This is a genomic window from Psychrobacter cibarius, assembly GCF_904845955.1.
GTDB classification, from domain to species: domain Bacteria; phylum Pseudomonadota; class Gammaproteobacteria; order Pseudomonadales; family Moraxellaceae; genus Psychrobacter; species Psychrobacter cibarius_B.
Window position 1 is genome coordinate 369401 of sequence record NZ_CAJGYX010000002.1, and the last position, 17446, is coordinate 386846.

The window sequence follows — 17446 nt, forward strand, 5'->3', positions numbered from 1 at the left end:
ATCTGGGATGGTCTCTATCTGGCTCATCATTATCATTGGCTCATGTTTTCAATATCACCTAATGTGAGACCAGTTTCCTGTGTGCTATAAATAACGATACCTTCATCGTCAATTTTACCATTCATGACCAATCTACCAATGCGATTGCTGGCTTCTTGATTGCCTTGATCGGCGGCTTTTTTGTACCATTCAAAAGCTGTGTCATAGTCTTGAGGGACGCCATAGCCATTCTCGTAGAGACCACCAATATTAAGTTGTGCCACATCTAGTCCTTGGTCAGCCGCTTTGGTATACCACTCAAAAGCTTTGTCATAGTCTTGCGTCACACCATAACCGTATTCGTAAAAATTACCAATATTATTTTGAGCGTCAAAAGATCCATTGTTAGCTGCTAATAGATACCACTGCATTGCTTTTTGATAATCTTGCTCAATACCAATACTCTCATGATACATAATTCCGAGATTGAATTGAGCATCAGTGTATCCTTGATTAGCGGATTTTTGAAACCATTCAAGTTTTTTTATCTCATCTTGTTCGACAGCAATACCTTCATGATACATAACACCGAGATCGAATTGAGCATTAGCATATCCTTGGTTGGCAGCTTGCTCGATCCATTCAAATGCTTTTTGATAATTTTGATCTACGCCCAAACCTTCATAATACATAATACCTAGATAATGTTTAGCAGGTGCGTAGCCTTGATCGGCAGATTTTTGAAACAGTTCAAAAGCTTTGTCATCATCTTCAGGGACTGAATCGCCCTCATAGTAGGCGAGGCCGAGTTCGTACATTTCATTAGGGGTACTTTGATCTGATAGTACTGGTATGTTTGATGACTCTGCTGAGCAAGCAGAAGTTATTAAGCTACTGGATAGCACTGTCGCTAGCAATATAGATTGAGTTAAGGTATAGAATTTTTTTTGATACATTATAATTCCTTCGGAAAAATTGTTTTTTATCTATAATGAAACTTTGAGGAAAATATCCTCAATTATTTATTATCTGGCATTAGTATGACTATACTGTGGCTCATTTAAGTCATAACAAGGTAAGCTGTAATCGTACTTAAGCTCCACCAAAGTACGTGCTTTAAATAAATCAATAAGATAATCATTTTGCATGTCGGTCATATACATAAAAATGGTAGCTTTATCCTTACATAGAATACGGACACGTTTGGCTGTTTTATCAGATCTACTTGAGGTATTAGCTATATAATCGTTTTTGTCAATTTTATCAGTCATATCTACCCAGCCTTCTTTGAGAAGAAAGCCATGTAAATGTAACAGTCTATTCTTGTCAAACTCGGGGCTTGCATATCTGGATGTGTACCACACATCCCTATTAGAATGACTATGATCGCTTACTTTGAAGTTCATAAACTTAGCAATATTATCAAGTTCGGATATAAGCCAGCTTTCTTTCTCAACCAATTCTTGTTGGTATATTTCAAGCTCTTTATTTGGTTCTAAGTCTACAGTCCATATAAATAAAATAATAACGAAAGCAATAAGTGAAATATCAGATAACTTATATTCTTTACCTCTTATTTTCACTGATTATTTTCCTACATACTTAATTATATTTCCTGCAGAGTTATATTCCATATCTGCTGCTGCTTCCATATTTGTAGAGCCTTTACCAGCGCCAAAAGAAGAACTCTTTTTATTACCTCCTAGAGAGAGTTGTTTACCTAAACTGAAAACCCCTCCAGTTACTTTTCCGTCATGAGTAGTTTCAAAAGCAGTACTTGCGGGGCCAAATTCAACCGAATATGAATGGCCTTGCCCTGATAGTATAATATCAGTGGCATCAGTACGGCTTTCTCCATTCCTGTTTATGATACGCCCAACTCCTATTTGGGCACTAATAGAAAGTGCCTTATTAGTGCTAACGTTAGCATTTGCAGCTACAGGCACATATACTTTTCCATTATGCACATTCACAACCATTGAGGTTTCTATAGCGAAGTGTTTAATACCGCCTCCGCCAACTATATATACAAAGTCTACGTTCGATCTTTGGCCAAATCGTAGCATGGCAGTTGCTGCTGATGCCTTAGTTCTCTCGGGGAAATCCTTTAATCCAGCTTCTATAACGCCAAGGTTTATAATCATTGCATTTTTAGTATGCTTGGCAACATTGACCGTGTTTTCACCAAACTCTTTCCCTTTCTTTTTAGTGCCACCCCAATATGAAGTTACAGTATCAACAGCTGCTTGATACGAATCTGACGCAAGAGCAGAGAGCTGATTTCCAATACCTTTTTCTTTATACCAAGTTGAATCAGAAACCAATAGATCACTAGGTTTATCTGCTAGATTATAGCTACCTAAATAATCTCCATCATCATTGTATTCATCGACTGCAATATTGCTAGAGTTACCTTCTGAACCATAATTACTTATTGAATCTTCTTTATGGTTGAACTCAATTACTTCAATAGCAAAGTGAATTTCTTCAAGTTCTTCCTCATTATCATCTACAAACGAATTACTCATATCCGACTTCGCAAACTGCAAAGGCGCTGCCTGCGCAATACTGCCGACATCAAAACCTGACTCCGCAAATGACTGCTGACTAGCAATCAGTTTCGCACCGCAGCTGGTGACATCACCGCCACGTGCAATGGGTGCGCCATCGACAATAAAGGAGGCATCACCACTAACAATAGTGGTGACCTTTTTGCATTTTTTACAGATGACTTTATCGCCTTTACGCGCGATAGGGATACCGTTATGAGTGGTGTGCGGTGAGCCGGAGATGACCGTCCCACCGTGGGAGGTCTTTGCGCCGACGGTGATATAGGCTGCCATAGTGCTACCTTACTTAAACGTTTAAAGTTTGAACTTTTATAGCGGATCTATTATTTGCATCACATTATAGATGGCTAAAGCGTAAAATATCAAACTTAAGTTTGTCTAAGGGTGTGACCTAGACAGCAAGCCTAATCTGTACAAAGTATAAAGGCGATTGAAATATTGACGTCAATAAGAAATTGAGACTCTTTACTAATTATCAATAACAAGCAAAAATCTAACCTTCCATCTCACCAGTCAGCCATTTAGACACATCATCAATTTGTGCTGCCAACTCAGTATGCGCTCTACCTAATTCATCAAGCTTTGTTTTGATGTCGACTTTATTGTATTTAGCGTCAGTCAGCGTGTTTTTTAATAGCTCAATTAATTCAACATTTAGCGCATCAGAGAAGATAACCACATCGCGTATCACTGCTTGCTTCACATCAAGGTGCAAGTCAATAATGCCCCAATCAAAGCGCGTCTCAATATGATGGCTGAATTCAGGTGTCTTACCAAAGCGCCAATCCCAATCTGCCATTTGTTGATAGTATTTTTTTAATGACGGCTCTTTTGCAAGTGTGGCTTCATCCAATTCTTCGACTGGCGTAGTGTCGCCATAATCAGTGTCACGATAATATTCACAAAAGGCCTCGATAATCGCATCGGATAAGATCTCGTGATTGATGTCTGCATTAAACTCAACCAAATTAGCGACGCGCGCGCGCACGGATTTAATACCTTTGGCTTTTAGTTTTAGCGGATGCGGATTGAGATAATCGCCCAGTTTTTGCATGTTGGCATTTACCAGTAATGTGCCGTGATGAAAGCTACGATCGGACGCATGTTTAAACGCGCTGCCTGATATTTTCTTATCACCGACTTGCATGTCGTTACGCCCAGATAAATCCGCGTCTATGCCTAACTTTTTTAGTGCATTAATGATGATGGTGAAGTTTGCCTCTTGGTCGTAGTCGGCTTTGGGCGATAAAAAGGTAAAGTTGGTATTGCCCAAATCATGAAATACCGCGCCGCCGCCACTTTGACGCCGTGCCAAAAACACATAGTCTTCTTCCATCTTATCGATTTTGCATTCTACCCATGGGTTTTGCGAGCGCCCAATGACCACGGTCTCGCTATTGCGCCATAAGAATAGGGTGTGCGAGTCGGGATTGAGCGTATTAAATATCCAATCCTCGGTCGCGAGGTTAAACCAAGGGTTGGTCACGGCAGATTTTAAGATGCGCAGTTTCATTATTTGTCCTTTTTCTCGAATGGTTTTAAAGCTGTAAAATTAGTATACTTTTGTATAACTTAACATCTGAAGTGTATATACTTAACTATTTTCGCTAAAATACTATCAAGTATAAAGAATGCTCTAGATATTAAAGCGTTTTTATCATCAAATTATAAAGGTATTAAGTAATATGAGTAACAATAAAATAATATTAGATGGCTGTATAAAGGCTTTCAAAGAAAGTAACGAAATAGACCTTTCTGACAGTGAGGTCTTTGAAATATTTGCATTAACTCAAGTTCATAAAGATATAGTTAATCTTAGATAAAACCGATACAATGTTTATAATCAATTCATTTAGTGAAATAAACGATGACCTATTCAATCGACTTTCGCAAACAAGTACTGCGTAGCATTAAAGACGGCATGACCATTCGAGAAGCTGCTGCTTTTTACGAGCTTAGCACAAGCTCTATTCACAGCTGGCAGCAGAGCTTAGTTCCTAAAACGACTAGAAATAAAGCACCGACTAAAATATCAAATGAAGCATTACTGAAAGATGTTAAGCAGTATCCAGACGATTATATGTACGAGCGAGCACAGCGTTTAGGTTGCAGTAAGTCAGGCATTGAGTCGGCCTTAAAGCGTCTTGGCATCAGTCAAAAAAGACCTTAGAACATCCAAAAGCATGTCCGATCAAAAGAGCGGCGTATCAAAGTAAGCTTGATCATTTTATGAAGCAAGGCTATCCCATTATTTATATGGATGAAAGCGGCTTTGAAGCTGAAACTATTCGCCCTTACGGCTATACACCAATAGGAAAACCTTGCATTGATCGCTACAACTGGCAAGCAAAAAAGCGTACCAACGTCATCGGTGCTTTATATGAAAAGATGCTGTTTGCGCTTGATTACTTTGATAAAAATATTAATGGCGATATATTCTACGACTGGTGTAAATACACCCTAATCCCAAGTCTTAGAACCAAATGTGTAATTGTTATGGATAACGCCAGCTTTCACAAACGAGTTCAAAGACTGCTGAATAGGTACGGTCACAGGCTTCTATTCTTACCACCCTACAGTCCTGATCTAAATCCTATCGAAAAGAAATGGGCGCAAGCAAAGTTTCTACGCCAAGGTTGGATGGAGAATAATCTACCTAAACTATTTTATGATATGGGTTGTTCCAGTTTTATTGTGGATTGACTATAGTAATGTTACTTATGAGAACATCATTTCATCGATTGTTGATGGAGGTAATGATGGTGGGATTGACTCAATCATGGTGTTTATAGACGATGAATTTATCGAGACTATTTACAGTCTTGAAAGCTTTGATTTTACAAATAAAACTAATGCAAAGTTCATCATCTCTCAATGTAAAAAAGTATAGTCTAATCCAAATAAAACCGATACAATCCTATTAACAATTGCATTTAATGAAATAAACGATGACTTATTCAATAGACTATCGCAAGCAGGTACTTTCTAGCATCGCTAATGGTATGACCATACGTGAAGCTTCCCTGTTTTATGGACTTAGCACCAGCACCATTCACAGCTGGCAGCAGAATTTAGCCCCTAAAACAACCAGAAATAAAGCACCGACTAAAATACCTGATGACGCATTGATTGAAGACGTAAGAAGATTCCCTGATGATTATAACTACGAAAGAGCTCGTCGATTAAATTGTAGTAAAACGGGCATCTTCAATGCTCTAAAGCGTCTTGGCATCAGTCAAAAAAAGACACTGGAGCATCCAAAAGCATGTCTGATAAAGAGAGCTCAGTATCAGAGTAGGCTTAGTAGCTTTATGCAGCAAGGTTATCCCATAGTATATATGGATGAAAGTGGCTTTGAGGCTGAAACTATCAGACCTTATGGCTATGCACCGATTGGAACCCCTTGTATTGATAGCTACAACTGGCAAGCAAAAAAACGTACCAACGTCATCGGTGCTCTCTATGAGAAAGTACTGTTTGCGCTTGATTACTTTGAACAGAATATCAACAGCCATATATTTTATGACTGGTGCAAGTTCACGCTTATTCCAAGTCTCAAGACTAAATGCGTGATTGTCATGGATAATGCTCGGTTTCATAAAAATAAGCGTATTCAGAGATTACTGAACAGGCATGGCCATCGCATTCTATGGCTGCCACCCTACAGTCCTGATCTCAACCCCATTGAAAAGAAGTGGGCACAAGCAAAGTTTTTACGCCAAGGTTGGATGGAGAATAATCTGCCTAAACTATTTCATGATATAAGCTGTATCGATTTTATAACGACTTAACTATAGATAAATTCAAAGAAAGCACTATTGATAAACTTATTACAACGGTACCAGTTTTATTCGATTTAGAAAATGATGAGACTAATCTTTTGAAGAGATTTAATTCTGACCTAGTGAATCAGACACTGTTGCTCATAGATGTTTGGAAAAAGACTGCAATAAGCGGTGGTAAAATATCATTAGAGTACCTGTACATATGTAATGCGTCGGATAAAAAATATAACACAGTTTTCACTCAGAAAACTGAGCAACTGGTAGACGCTACTAAAAATTTATTTGGTACTTCTGATGTATGTTTTTCAAATTATAGCTCTCATGAGTTGTTAAAGTTATATCAAAAACAAAAATCAAATCGAATTGCTATCGAATTTAAAGATAGACCATTATCGACAGATTTTAATGAAAATGGTATAGGTTATATTGGAACAGTAAAACTTGGTCAGTATAGAGAGTTTTTAACTTCTGATAATGGCGAGATTAGAGATGATCTGTTTGAAAGTAATATTAGACATTTTCAAGGTTCAGTCGATGTTAATAAGAAAATAAAAGACTCCATTGAAAACCCTTCTACCGAAGACTTTTGGTGGTTAAATAATGGCATTACGATCATCGCTGAAGAACCTAAGGAGGTTGGGAAAAAACTATCCATTGAAAATATTCAAATAGTTAACGGGTTGCAAACATCTTATTCCATCTTCAATCACCATACCTCTGATTTAGAAGATAACAGGTCAGTACTAGTCAAAGTTATAATAAATAAGGATAAAGAAACAACAGATAATATCATTGCTTCTACTAATAGTCAGAGCCCTGTATCAGCAACATTATTAAGAGCTACAGAACCAGTGCAAAAAGATATTGAGCAGTTCTTCATAAATGAAGGGTATTATTATGACAGGCGTAAAAATTATTAGACCTCTTGCAAAAGTCAGATATTAAGCTCAAGATTTACCAGTCCTGCGAACAGCTTCATTCTTAAATCATAACGTTGACGTCGATTACGGTAGCGTTCAGCCACAATTTTGAATAGCTTAATCAGCCCTATTTTATGCTCAACCAGAATACGACATTTTGCCAAATATTGATTGGCCTGTTTGCAAAGCGCTAGCAACTCACCGCCTTTTGGTTTCTTAAAGGGGATAAAGGTCTGATCGTGTAGCTTGGCTATACCTTGATAACCGCTGTCTGCTAGATAGCTGGTGTTTTTAGGCAGCCAATCAGGACAAGTTTGTTTATAAAGACTAAAGTCATGTACTGAACCGTTGCAGGTTTGCACATCCAATATCAGTCCTGTTTGCCAATGTACGATGACTTGCGCTTTTAAGGTATGTTGTTTCTTTTTTCCACTGTAGTACTGTTTTTGGTTTTTTTGGCCGTTCAATGGGCGTTTCGGTGGCATCAATGATGACTGCTGACCAATTGATATCCTCAGGCTTACCGTGTGGCAGTTTTCGTGGCAAATCAAATCTGCCTGAGTGGATAAGGATGTCTTCTACTCTTCTGACAATGCGACTGGCAGAGGACTCATGAACGTTGAAGTCCACACCAATATGATAAAGGGTTCGGTATTCACGCCAATAGGTCAGTGCGAGTAAAATCTGCGCCTCTAAGCTAAGTTCACTTGGACGACCTGATTTGGTCTTGGAAGCTTCATGCTCTTGCATGGCTTCTAGCATTTTCTCAAAAGTGGCTTTGTGGATGCCAGTATAACGTTTAAAACCTGCATCGCTCTGTTCAAGTAGTTTGGCTATATTTGGCATATCTTTTAAATATTTAGGGTTCAGTTATAGTCTTTGAGTCTTGAAACTACTTTTGCAAGAGGTCTATTATAAAAACCAAGGAAAGCCTGCTACAAAAATCTTTAGTATTCAATTAACTGCTCAGTCAGTACAGTCTATTGCATACAATGATCCACATACTGCTCGATCTAGGCCTACCTCGCTATTGAAAAAAGAGAGCAACTATAAGAAGGTTTTTGATCCTAAGAAAAGTTTCAAAAGTATTCTGAATTGTTGCTTAATATATAAAAAAGGTCATGGTTTTTGGCTTAAATATGATGATCCCGCAGTCAAAAACAAGACTTCTAATTTTAAACTACATCTTGCTATGATACTCTCTAAAGAGTATTTTAAAAAATCTAATGTTAGTTTTAAGGAAGTTGAAACTGTTGATATGGACCTTATTAATGAGGATCTATTTGACGTAGCTATAACATTTCTGAATAAAGAAATAGATGATTACTTACTCAATAACCATGAAACTAACTTGATCAATATTGCTAAGAATAAAGTTTTCACTGATTATTTGTTAGAGAGATTAAAAAATAAGTATCAAACGAATATCCTATCGCTACTTTGATCGTATATTTCTTTTAAGTCGGGGCAAGTGTATCCCAAACAATTAATATTCCCTTCCTCGCCAAGATGAACAAATACAAGCAGAAGGTAAGAAATAGCTCCATTAAGCCGACTAAAACCCAAAGAAAACGCTCCTCAAGAGCGTTTTCATCCAACCAAATTTTATAACTACAACAACCTACCCAAAATCTTCCTTCAAAATACTCGCCATATTACGCTCAGCAAGTCCTGTGATAAATACATATGGATTGACGCCAGCGCTACCGGGGATTAACGCGCCATCTTGCACATAGATATTTTCGTGCCCTTTGATGCGACCGAACTCATCAGTCGCTTTGCCTAATACGCAGCCACCTAGTGGGTGATAACAGAAGTCGTCACCAAAGCCTTTGGTAAACAGCAAACTTGAAGTTGATCCACCATTTACTTTGGCGAGTTTTTCGATCAGCTCTTTAGCCGCATTTACTGAGTACTCATTTTGCTCGCGTTTCCAGTTGAGCTTGACGGTTTTTGAGGTTTTATCATAGTAATAGTTACCGCGTTCTGGGTTGTCAGTGATGGCGAGATAGAGCGTCGTCCAAGTCTCAAGTCCTAGCGGTAATGGCGCAAGTTCAGCAAAGATTTTATACTTTGAGCCACCTCTATCACCGTCCCACATATTGATGCCCTTGACTGGAATAGTAGATTGGGTAGTGCCCGCGGCGTGGACGAAATTGCGTCCCGTCATGATGTTACCGTTGGGTCCCCAATGCTGTCCAATATGCTCGTTTAGCTTAGTAAGCTTGCCCTCCGCTTGGCTTTTGAGTAGCAGCTCTGAGGTTCCCGTACTGCCTGCATTGAGAAACAGCTTATCGCAGGTATAATGCTCAACTTTATCCACACCGCCAGTCTTATTGATAACATGGACTTCTAAACGCAGTTGGTCGTTATCAAGCGCTTGAATAGTATTAACTTTGCGCAAGGTTTTGACCGTGACATTGCCCGTGGCTTCAGCGTCTTTTAGGTAGGTTAAATCCAGTGAAAACTTGCCCGCATTGTTGCCATAGATAACTTCACCGCCGAGCGCAGATTTATACACTTCGCCGCGCGCTTCCTTTTGCATATAGTCAAAATCGTAGCTATTACCGAAAAACTCTGTTTTTAGTCCCGCCCTTGAAGCTTGGCGTTCAGCCGAACGAGTAAACTCGTAATGCTCGGATTGATTAAAAAACGACTCAGGAATTTGGCTGACTTTTAATTCTCGCATGGCGCGAGGGAAGTAAATATCATACATCTCATCGCTGTCAATCCAAGGAAAAACCGCTTCAAAGTGCGAGCGTCTGGGCTGAATGGCAATCGCGCCATTTACGATAGAGCCGCCACCATAAGCACGCCCTGCGAAGACTTTCATATCATCATATTCGATTAAATCTAAAACCTCAGGGTACTTTTTGATAGGTATCGGAATGGGAATAGGGGCGTTTGGCATATTGCTAAACCAGCTTGAGCGTTTATCAGCGTTAATCATTTTGCAAAAGGTATTATGTTCGGGTGTTCTGTCCCAGCGCATACCCATCTCAAGTATCAACACTTTATGACCTTTTTCACTCAATCGCAGCGCCGATACCGCACCGCCATAGCCACTACCAACGATGATATTAGGAAAATGCCCAGCTTGAGTAATTTTGCTTGGTAGCTTTGGCTGCTTGGCAAGCGTTTGGCAACCACTCACCGCAGCGGAGGTGCTGATAGCGCCTAAGCTTAAACCCATGGCTTTAATCAGTTGGCGTCGTTGCATGGTGTATCCTAATTTGATATTTAAGCTAAAAAGCCTGTATGAAATAATATTAGCTTTCGACCGCAAAGGTGCGCTAAGCCAAGCGAGTATCATATTAGCAAACATAGGTTGCGTTATTATTTCAGTCACACGATTGCTGTAATACTTATAGTCAAATCGGGCTTTCATTCACTGATTATTCTTGCCAGCTTTTAATCAATTGTTTTTAGAGTGACGTGTAAACTTGACCGAATAGAGAATTTCGCTTATTATCTTGTTTCAATGTACTAGAACACAAATACATCAAAATATTTTTATTACTAAAAATGCTAAATAATTCGGCAAAAATGCCAATACTAATACTCCATTTAAAATAACAAGGCTTAACTATGACAACGCAAAATACAGCAGCTGGCTACGGTTTACATCAATCAATACTACCGAATAACGATGGTTTATATGGCGAGTTCGGTGGCAAAATTGGTCATCCTGAGCTTGCCAAAGCCATGGCAGAAATCGAAGTAGGCTTTCGTGAAATCATTAAAAATGACGATTTTATCGCTGAGATGAAGCGCTTGCGTGAGACCTATGTTGGTCGTCCAAGTCCTATTTATCATGCGCAGCGTTTGACCGAGCATTGCGGCGGCGCGCAGATTTATTTTAAGCGTGAAGATTTAAATCATACGGGCGCGCACAAGATTAATCACTGTTTGGGTGAAGTGTTATTAGCCAAAAAATTAGGCAAAAAAAAGGTGATTGCCGAGACGGGTGCGGGGCAACATGGCGTAGCGTTGGCAACGGCAGCGGCATTGATGGGCTTAGAGTGTGAGATTCACATGGGTGTGGTCGATATTAAAAAGGAGCATCCAAACGTCAGTCGTATGAAGATTTTGGGTGCCAATATCGTACCAGTCTCGCGTGGCGCGGGTACGCTAAAAGAAGCGGTCGATAGCGCCTTTGAGACTTATTTGAATGAGCTTGATAGCAGTATGTTTGCGATTGGCTCGGCACTGGGACCTGCGCCCTATCCTGAAATGGTCAGCTATTTTCAGTCAGTGGTCGGACATGAAGCGCGGGCGCAGTTCTTAGCGACGACGGGTAAGCTACCTAATAAAGTGGTTGCTTGTATTGGCGGCGGCTCTAATGCTATTGGTATGTTTAGCGGCTTTTTTGATGATGCAGAGGTACAAAAAATCGGCGTGGAACCTGCAGGTGAAGGCTTGGATACTCCTAATCATGCCGCAACGATGTCACTGGGCGTGAAAGGTGAGATTCATGGTTTTAAATGTTACGTGCTGCTCGATGAAAAAGGCGAGCCAGCTCCCGTACATTCGATTGCCTCCGGTCTTGATTATCCTGGGGTTGGACCACAGCACTCGCATCTGCGAGATTTAAAACTGGCTACTTATGAGTCGGCAACTGATGCTGAATGTCTAGAAGCGTTTATGGCATTGTCGCGCCTTGAGGGTATTATTCCTGCCTTAGAGTCGGCACATGCCATCGCTTATGCGATGAAAATCGCCAAGGATATGTCAGCGGATGAGACGATTTTGGTCAATTTGTCAGGTCGCGGCGATAAGGATATTGACTTTATTTTGGATAAAGTAAATTTGTAGAAGAAATCAGCGATAAATACAGAAAATACAACATCAATCGAGCAATTAAAAAGTTATCATCGAGGTTTTTTTATCACACGATACTTTTTACGACTGAGCCTTTTATAACTGCGCTTTTATGATGAATTTATTGATAACAATCATTTCATAACGAGAAGTTCATAAATAGCCATTTTATAAGTAAGGAGCAATCGTCTAACGCTTGATAGGATCACCCCATGTCTAACCGCGACCTCATTATTTTTATCACCTTATCTTTTATGTGGTCGCTGTCTTTTATTTTTTATCGTATCGGCGTGCCTGAATTTGGCTCGTTAGCTTTTGCCAGCCTTCGTGTGGTCTTGGCTGGGCTGACCATGCTGGTTTTTGTTTTGATCAGCCCAAAAAACAGAGAGGGTATACGGGATAATTGGAAAGTGTTGACGCTGGTTGGATTATTTTCTGCGGCTATTCCCTTTATCCTGTTTGCCTTTTCAGCGCGCTCGGTAAATGCAGGGGTGTTGGCGGTACTTAATGCATCTGTGCCGATGATGAGCGGTTTCATCGCCAGTACCTTTTTTAAAGACAGACTGTCAAGAACACAAATTCTCGGTTTAGTCATCGGTGTTATCGGTGTGATTATTTTGATGAGTGAAAACTTATTTGGCGGTAGCGGGCAGAGCGCTGAGTCAAGTTCAGGGTTGCTGCCAATGGGCTATGCGTTACTGGCCTGTGTCGGTTATGCCGTCGGTGCCAATATCACCAGAAACTACTTATACAATGTCTCACCAGTCGCTATTACCGCAGGTTCGCTCATCATTGCCAGTATTATCATGCTGCCGATAGCAGTCTATGAATTCCCGTATGGTAAAAGCATTAGCCTTACTGCTTGGGTTTCTGTCATTTGTATTGGCGTATTTTCAACCGCCATTGCCTTGATTTTTATGAATCAATTGATAAAAAGTATTGGTCCTATGCGCGCAACCAGTATTACCTTAGTGATTCCAATTTTTGCCATTATTTTTGGCTATCTGCTACTTGGCGAAGCGTTAGACACGCCAGCGATTATCGGCTCGATGGTGATATTGTTTGGCACTTACTTGTCTTTAGAGTTGTCCATTAAAAAGATGCTCAAGTTGTAAAAATCTCGATTGGGTCATCGTTCAACACTCTCCAAGTAGACTTTTAACTGAAAGGTTATGAGTACAGGTTATTGATGAATAAATTATTTTGCTATTTATGTTTTTAAATGATTAAAGCCATTCGCTTAATAGGCTAATAAGAGGCGTTGAATAATGAGTATTATCAATACCGATATCATGCCATATTGATATTTTTATTGGTCATTTTTCCTTGGAATTATCACGTTTGCCCCCTATAAAGACTACGGATTATAAATAGCGTATTAAAAAACGAGCGCGCTATTTATTCATTAATAACAAACCAATCATTATGGTTTTATAACAACAAATAAGGCTTTTTATGGCACACGATAATTTATTTGAACCCGTAAAAATGGGTACGCAAACCCTAAAAAACCGCATCATCATGGCACCGTTGACACGTCTGCGTTCTGTTGAACCTGGTGATGTACCTACGGCACTTGCTGGAGAGTATTATTCACAGCGTGCGAGCGCTGGGCTTGTTATTACTGAAGCGACGCAGGTATCTTTTCAGGCAAAAGGCTATGCTGGCGCGCCGGGTATCCATACCCAAGATCAAATCACTGCGTGGAAAACCATCGTTGACAATGTCCATGCCAAAGGTGGCAAGATTGTGGTGCAGTTATGGCATACAGGATTGGTTGCGCATGAAAGCGTGCAGCCTGATGGCAAAGCGCCGATTTCAGCGTCTGATGTGCATGTCGGTGTGCGTACGTCATTGCGTGATAGCAATAATCACGCCATTCGCGTTGAAGCGACTACGCCACGTCCAGCGACACTTGATGAGATTAAGCAAGTCATCGCTGATTTTGCCCAAGCGACCAAAAATGCTAAAGAAGCAGGCTTTGATGGGGTAGAGATTCATGGTGCACACGGTTATCTATTACATCAGTTTTGGGTTGAGCAAACCAACCAGCGTGATGATGAGTATGGCGGTAGCCGTGAGAATCGTGCGCGTCTGACTCTTGATGTTATCGATGCTTGTGTTGATGCGTGGGATGCTGATCATGTGGGTATTCGTATCTCGCCACTTGGCACGTTTAACAATGTAGAAGCAGGCTACAACGAAGACGAAAACATCTGGCTAGTTGAACAGATCAACAAGCGTGGTCTGATGTATTTGCATATCTCTGAGCCTGATTGGGCAGGTGGTACGCCTTATAGTGATGCATTCCGTCAGCGTGTCCGTGATGCTTTTGATAATATGATTATTGCTGCTGGTGGCTATACTGCTGAAAAAGCGGAGAAAAATATCAAGGAAGGCTATATCGATGCGGTTGCTTTTGGCCGTGATTATATCGCCAATCCTGATTTGGTTGAGCGTATCCGAGAAGGGGCGGCGCTCAATGAGCAGCACCCAGAGAGTTTTTATGGTGGTGGCAATGAAGGCTATACCGATTATCCATTCCTTAACCAAGCATAATGGATAATCAGCTGCCCTTATAATTAGCTAACCTTAAGGTGTGTTAAAAACACCCTCAGCGTTAGCCGATACATAAGCACATAATAAAAAGCCACCTGACGCAGACCGTCAGGTGGCTTTTTGATGCCTGTATTTTAACTATTTAACAAAGTTGCCCGTTTGGTAATCCCGAAACGTTTGGCGGAGCTCTTCTTGGGTGTTCATTACAAAGGGTCCATAACCTGCGACTGGTTCGCCGATAGGTTCGCCGCTCAATAGTAAAAGCTTGACTGGTGCTTGCTCGCCATTTTCGGTAGCAGGATAATGCAGCTCAATGTTATCAGTAGCCAGTGTTTGCTGAGCTTGCCCATCAGTGCGGTGCTGAGTTGGCGCATCAAATTGAATCAAATTGCCAGCACTGACTGACGTACCATTGACCAGTAGCTCACCTTCTTGTACCAGCAGTAGCGTATTGTGGGTGTTGGGCACTTTTAGCGTCGTCGCGCCCGCAGTATGCAGTTCAATATCCCATAAGTTAATCGGAGTAAAGGTATTTGCCGCGCCTGTTATTTCTTGCCACACACCAGCAATGATAGCCGCCTTACCAATCGTCGTTTGGTGGTCAGGGTTGCTGCTGTCGATCAACTCAACGATAGGCAGATCTGCCCGTTTGATGCTTTGATAGTTTGGGTCGGTCAGTTTGTGCGCACTTGGCAAGTTAACCCACAGTTGCACCATACTAAAGACCCCACCGCGTTGACCGAAAGCCTCGGAATGAAACTCTTCGTGCATGATGCCACGACCTGCGGTCGTCCATTGCACATCGCCTTTTTGAATAATCCCTTGCCCGCCCACTGAATCGGCATGACTGATTTCACCTTCGTAGGCGATAGTGACGGTTTCAAAGCCTTTGTGTGGATGCTGTCCGACTCCATGCGGCTGTGTTTTATAATTGGGGTTCGGATGAAAGGTCGTTGGTTTGCCATAATCGAATAATAAAAAAGGGTCGGTATGGCTATAATTAAAATGAGGGTTGTCGTCAAGATGGTTGATTAAGGTCTTTACATAAAAACCGTCACCTACCCAGTGCGGCGCTTTATCACCATGAATATTTTTAATAGGACGCATTTATTACCTCGTCAGACAAAACGTATTTTTTAATAAAAAAGTTCTGTTAAGTTACGCTACATTTATAGCTACCTATATTGTGTTTATTTTAATAATTTATCAAGGGCTAATATAGATAAAAGGCAACTTAAGTAGAATAAAAATAGGGGTATCTCATTAGGGCGTGGTGGGCGTTTAGCCATGGCACTGTTTATAAGTGCTGTCTGTAAACACTGCTGATAAGCACTGTTTATGATTAAGCAATGCCAAATCGTTATGATTAAATGAGGTTAAACCACTTCACCGCACACAAAGCCACTGGCCCATGCCCATTGGAAGTTATAACCGCCAAGCCAACCAGTAACATCCAGCACTTCACCGATAAAGTATAAGCCCTCCTGCATGTTACTTTGCATGGTCTTTGAGGAGACTTCATCAGTTTTTACGCCACCGCGAGTCACCTCAGCGGTACGATAGCCTTCTGTACCAGAGGGTTTGAGCTGCCAACCATTCAAAGTCGCGCCAAGCTCCGTCAGCCGCTCATCTTTAATATTGGCAAGTTCGGTGTCTTTGATATCGTCCCAAAGGTGCGTTTGTAGCGCGGCAAGCAGCTTTTTTGGTAGCTTATTACTGTCATCGCCACTATCGGTATAATCCGCGACGACCGTCCGAATCAGTTGCTTTGGGTGCGATTTTTTGTGCGCAAGGAGCAGCGCTGTCATGTCGATATTTGGCAGCAGGTTGATACTAATGGTCTCGCCAGTGTGCCAATAGTTTGATAGTTGTAGCATAGCAGGGCCTGACAGTCCGCGATGGGTAAACAACATAGGCAATTTAAAAGAGATGCGCTCATTGCTAGCGATGACTGGCAAACTAATACCAGCCAAAGATCGGATCAGCTCACCCGTTTTATCCGTAAAGGTAAAAGGCACTAAGCTGGCATCGGTTGCAATCAGCGTGTGCCCAAATTGCTGCGCCAATTCATATCCCAAACCACTGGCTCCCATCGTTGGAATAGACAGTCCGCCCGTGGCGACCACGAGTGACTCACAGCGGTAGCCTGTTTGCGGCAGTTTGGTTTGATTGGCGGATTCTTTTCTCTCTTGCTTTTCTTTTTTGCTAAGCTGCTTGCTGGTCAGTAATTCAAATTTGGCGTTCTTGCCGTTTTCGATAGCTTGCACACTGTCAATCTGCGCATTTAGCTTTACTTGTACACCAGCTGCCGTACATTCCGCGAGGAGCATGGTCAAAATATCTTGCGCTGAATCATCACAAAATAGCTGACCATGTTCGCGCTCATGGTAAGGGATCTTATGTGCTGCCACCATACCAATAAATTCCCAGCTGGGATAACGACTGAGCGCGGATTTACAGAAATGTTGATTGGCACCGATAAAGTGCTCAGGCTCCACATAATAATTGGTAAAGTTGCAGCGTCCACCACCTGACATGAGGATTTTTTTGCCCGCTTTATTGGCATGGTCTAATACCAGTACGCGGCGACCACGGCGACCCGCTGTGAGCGCACAGTATAGCCCTGACGCGCCAGCGCCGATGATGATGACATCATAGTGGGTGTATTGTGATGCATTGCGCAGATTGCTCATGGTAGTCTCATAAAATAATAGGTTTAAAAACCAGCCACCAAATCCGTCATCGAATCAACAACGCCGATTGCTTATCTTTATAGCAGCAGGTCAATAAGAGGGTTTGGTGAAGGGTGTAT

At 41.2% G+C, this 17446-nt stretch carries 17 protein-coding genes and 1 pseudogene; 9 read left to right on the top strand and 9 right to left on the bottom strand.

What is annotated here, in order from left to right:
• Window positions 1-32 precede the first annotated feature (32 nt).
• The 4 genes from JMV76_RS05030 to JMV76_RS05045 form a co-directional block, all read right to left on the bottom strand.
• Window positions 33-935: a tetratricopeptide repeat protein gene (locus tag JMV76_RS05030; RefSeq protein ID WP_201501858.1), complete on the bottom strand. Its 903-nt coding sequence runs from the start codon at window positions 933-935 to the stop codon at window positions 33-35.
• A gap of 69 nt (window positions 936-1004) precedes the next feature.
• Entirely contained in the window at window positions 1005-1562 is a 558-nt protein-coding gene (locus JMV76_RS05035) for a hypothetical protein (protein WP_201501859.1), read from the bottom strand.
• Window positions 1563-1565: 3 nt separating this feature from the next.
• The gene (locus JMV76_RS05040) at window positions 1566-2822 is read right to left on the bottom strand and encodes a PAAR domain-containing protein (RefSeq protein WP_201501860.1); all 1257 of its coding nucleotides are present in this window, start codon (window positions 2820-2822) and stop codon (window positions 1566-1568) included.
• A 220-nt stretch (window positions 2823-3042) separates the two neighbouring features.
• The gene (locus JMV76_RS05045; protein ID WP_201501861.1) at window positions 3043-4062 is read right to left on the bottom strand and encodes a lipoate--protein ligase; all 1020 of its coding nucleotides are present in this window, start codon (window positions 4060-4062) and stop codon (window positions 3043-3045) included.
• 172 nt (window positions 4063-4234) lie between these two features.
• Here JMV76_RS05045 and JMV76_RS05050 point away from each other — a divergent pair, with 172 nt between their 5' ends.
• The 5 genes from JMV76_RS05050 (at window position 4235) to JMV76_RS05065 (ending at window position 7254) form a co-directional block, all read left to right on the top strand.
• Window positions 4235-4372 (top strand): hypothetical protein, encoded by a 138-nt coding sequence (locus JMV76_RS05050; protein WP_201501862.1) that lies wholly within the window; start codon window positions 4235-4237, stop codon window positions 4370-4372.
• 44 nt (window positions 4373-4416) lie between these two features.
• Window positions 4417-4719 carry an IS630 transposase-related protein gene (locus JMV76_RS14755; RefSeq protein ID WP_201501811.1) on the top strand — a complete coding sequence of 101 codons (303 nt, stop codon included), beginning with the start codon at window positions 4417-4419 and terminating at the stop codon, window positions 4717-4719.
• Window positions 4720-4739: 20 nt separating this feature from the next.
• Window positions 4740-5252, top strand: a complete 513-nt coding sequence (locus tag JMV76_RS14760) for an IS630 family transposase (protein WP_227690167.1) — start codon at window positions 4740-4742, stop codon at window positions 5250-5252.
• Window positions 5253-5497: 245 nt separating this feature from the next.
• Window positions 5498-6340 carry an IS630 family transposase gene (locus tag JMV76_RS05060; RefSeq protein WP_201501863.1) on the top strand — a complete coding sequence of 281 codons (843 nt, stop codon included), beginning with the start codon at window positions 5498-5500 and terminating at the stop codon, window positions 6338-6340.
• Window positions 6341-6429: 89 nt separating this feature from the next.
• Window positions 6430-7254 (top strand): AIPR family protein, encoded by an 825-nt coding sequence (locus tag JMV76_RS05065; protein WP_201501864.1) that lies wholly within the window; start codon window positions 6430-6432, stop codon window positions 7252-7254.
• Window positions 7255-7268: 14 nt separating this feature from the next.
• On the opposite strand, the gene JMV76_RS05070 is transcribed toward JMV76_RS05065, so the two are convergent.
• Both JMV76_RS05070 and JMV76_RS15160 read right to left on the bottom strand, forming a co-directional pair.
• Window positions 7269-7739: a transposase family protein gene (locus JMV76_RS05070; protein ID WP_227690170.1), complete on the bottom strand. Its 471-nt coding sequence runs from the start codon at window positions 7737-7739 to the stop codon at window positions 7269-7271.
• 79 nt (window positions 7740-7818) lie between these two features.
• Window positions 7819-8100 (bottom strand): annotated as a pseudogene (locus tag JMV76_RS15160) (helix-turn-helix domain-containing protein); the annotation flags it as partial.
• 40 nt (window positions 8101-8140) lie between these two features.
• Here JMV76_RS15160 and JMV76_RS05080 point away from each other — a divergent pair.
• Window positions 8141-8698: a hypothetical protein gene (locus tag JMV76_RS05080; RefSeq protein WP_201501866.1), complete on the top strand. Its 558-nt coding sequence runs from the start codon at window positions 8141-8143 to the stop codon at window positions 8696-8698.
• Between the two features lie 177 nt (window positions 8699-8875).
• Here the strand turns inward: JMV76_RS05080 and JMV76_RS05085 are convergent, their stop codons facing one another.
• Complete coding sequence (locus JMV76_RS05085) at window positions 8876-10474, bottom strand: GMC oxidoreductase (protein ID WP_201501867.1); 1599 nt, start codon at window positions 10472-10474, stop codon at window positions 8876-8878.
• Window positions 10475-10842: 368 nt separating this feature from the next.
• On the opposite strand from JMV76_RS05085, the gene trpB reads away from it, so the two are divergent.
• The 3 genes from trpB to JMV76_RS05100 all read left to right on the top strand — a co-directional run bounded on the left by trpB (window position 10843) and on the right by JMV76_RS05100 (window position 14634).
• Complete coding sequence (gene trpB, locus JMV76_RS05090; protein ID WP_201501868.1) at window positions 10843-12069, top strand: tryptophan synthase subunit beta; 1227 nt, start codon at window positions 10843-10845, stop codon at window positions 12067-12069.
• 218 nt (window positions 12070-12287) lie between these two features.
• A complete protein-coding gene (locus tag JMV76_RS05095) occupies window positions 12288-13190 on the top strand; it encodes a DMT family transporter (RefSeq protein WP_201501869.1) in 903 nt (300 codons plus the stop codon).
• Window positions 13191-13530: 340 nt separating this feature from the next.
• A complete protein-coding gene (locus JMV76_RS05100; protein ID WP_201501870.1) occupies window positions 13531-14634 on the top strand; it encodes an alkene reductase in 1104 nt (367 codons plus the stop codon).
• Between the two features lie 138 nt (window positions 14635-14772).
• Here the strand turns inward: JMV76_RS05100 and JMV76_RS05105 are convergent, their stop codons facing one another.
• Window positions 14773-15741, bottom strand: coding sequence for a pirin family protein (locus JMV76_RS05105; RefSeq protein ID WP_201501871.1), 969 nt, complete (start codon window positions 15739-15741; stop codon window positions 14773-14775).
• 269 nt (window positions 15742-16010) lie between these two features.
• Window positions 16011-17327, bottom strand: a complete 1317-nt coding sequence (locus JMV76_RS05110; protein WP_201501872.1) for an NAD(P)/FAD-dependent oxidoreductase — start codon at window positions 17325-17327, stop codon at window positions 16011-16013.
• Between the last annotated feature and the right edge of the window lie 119 nt (window positions 17328-17446).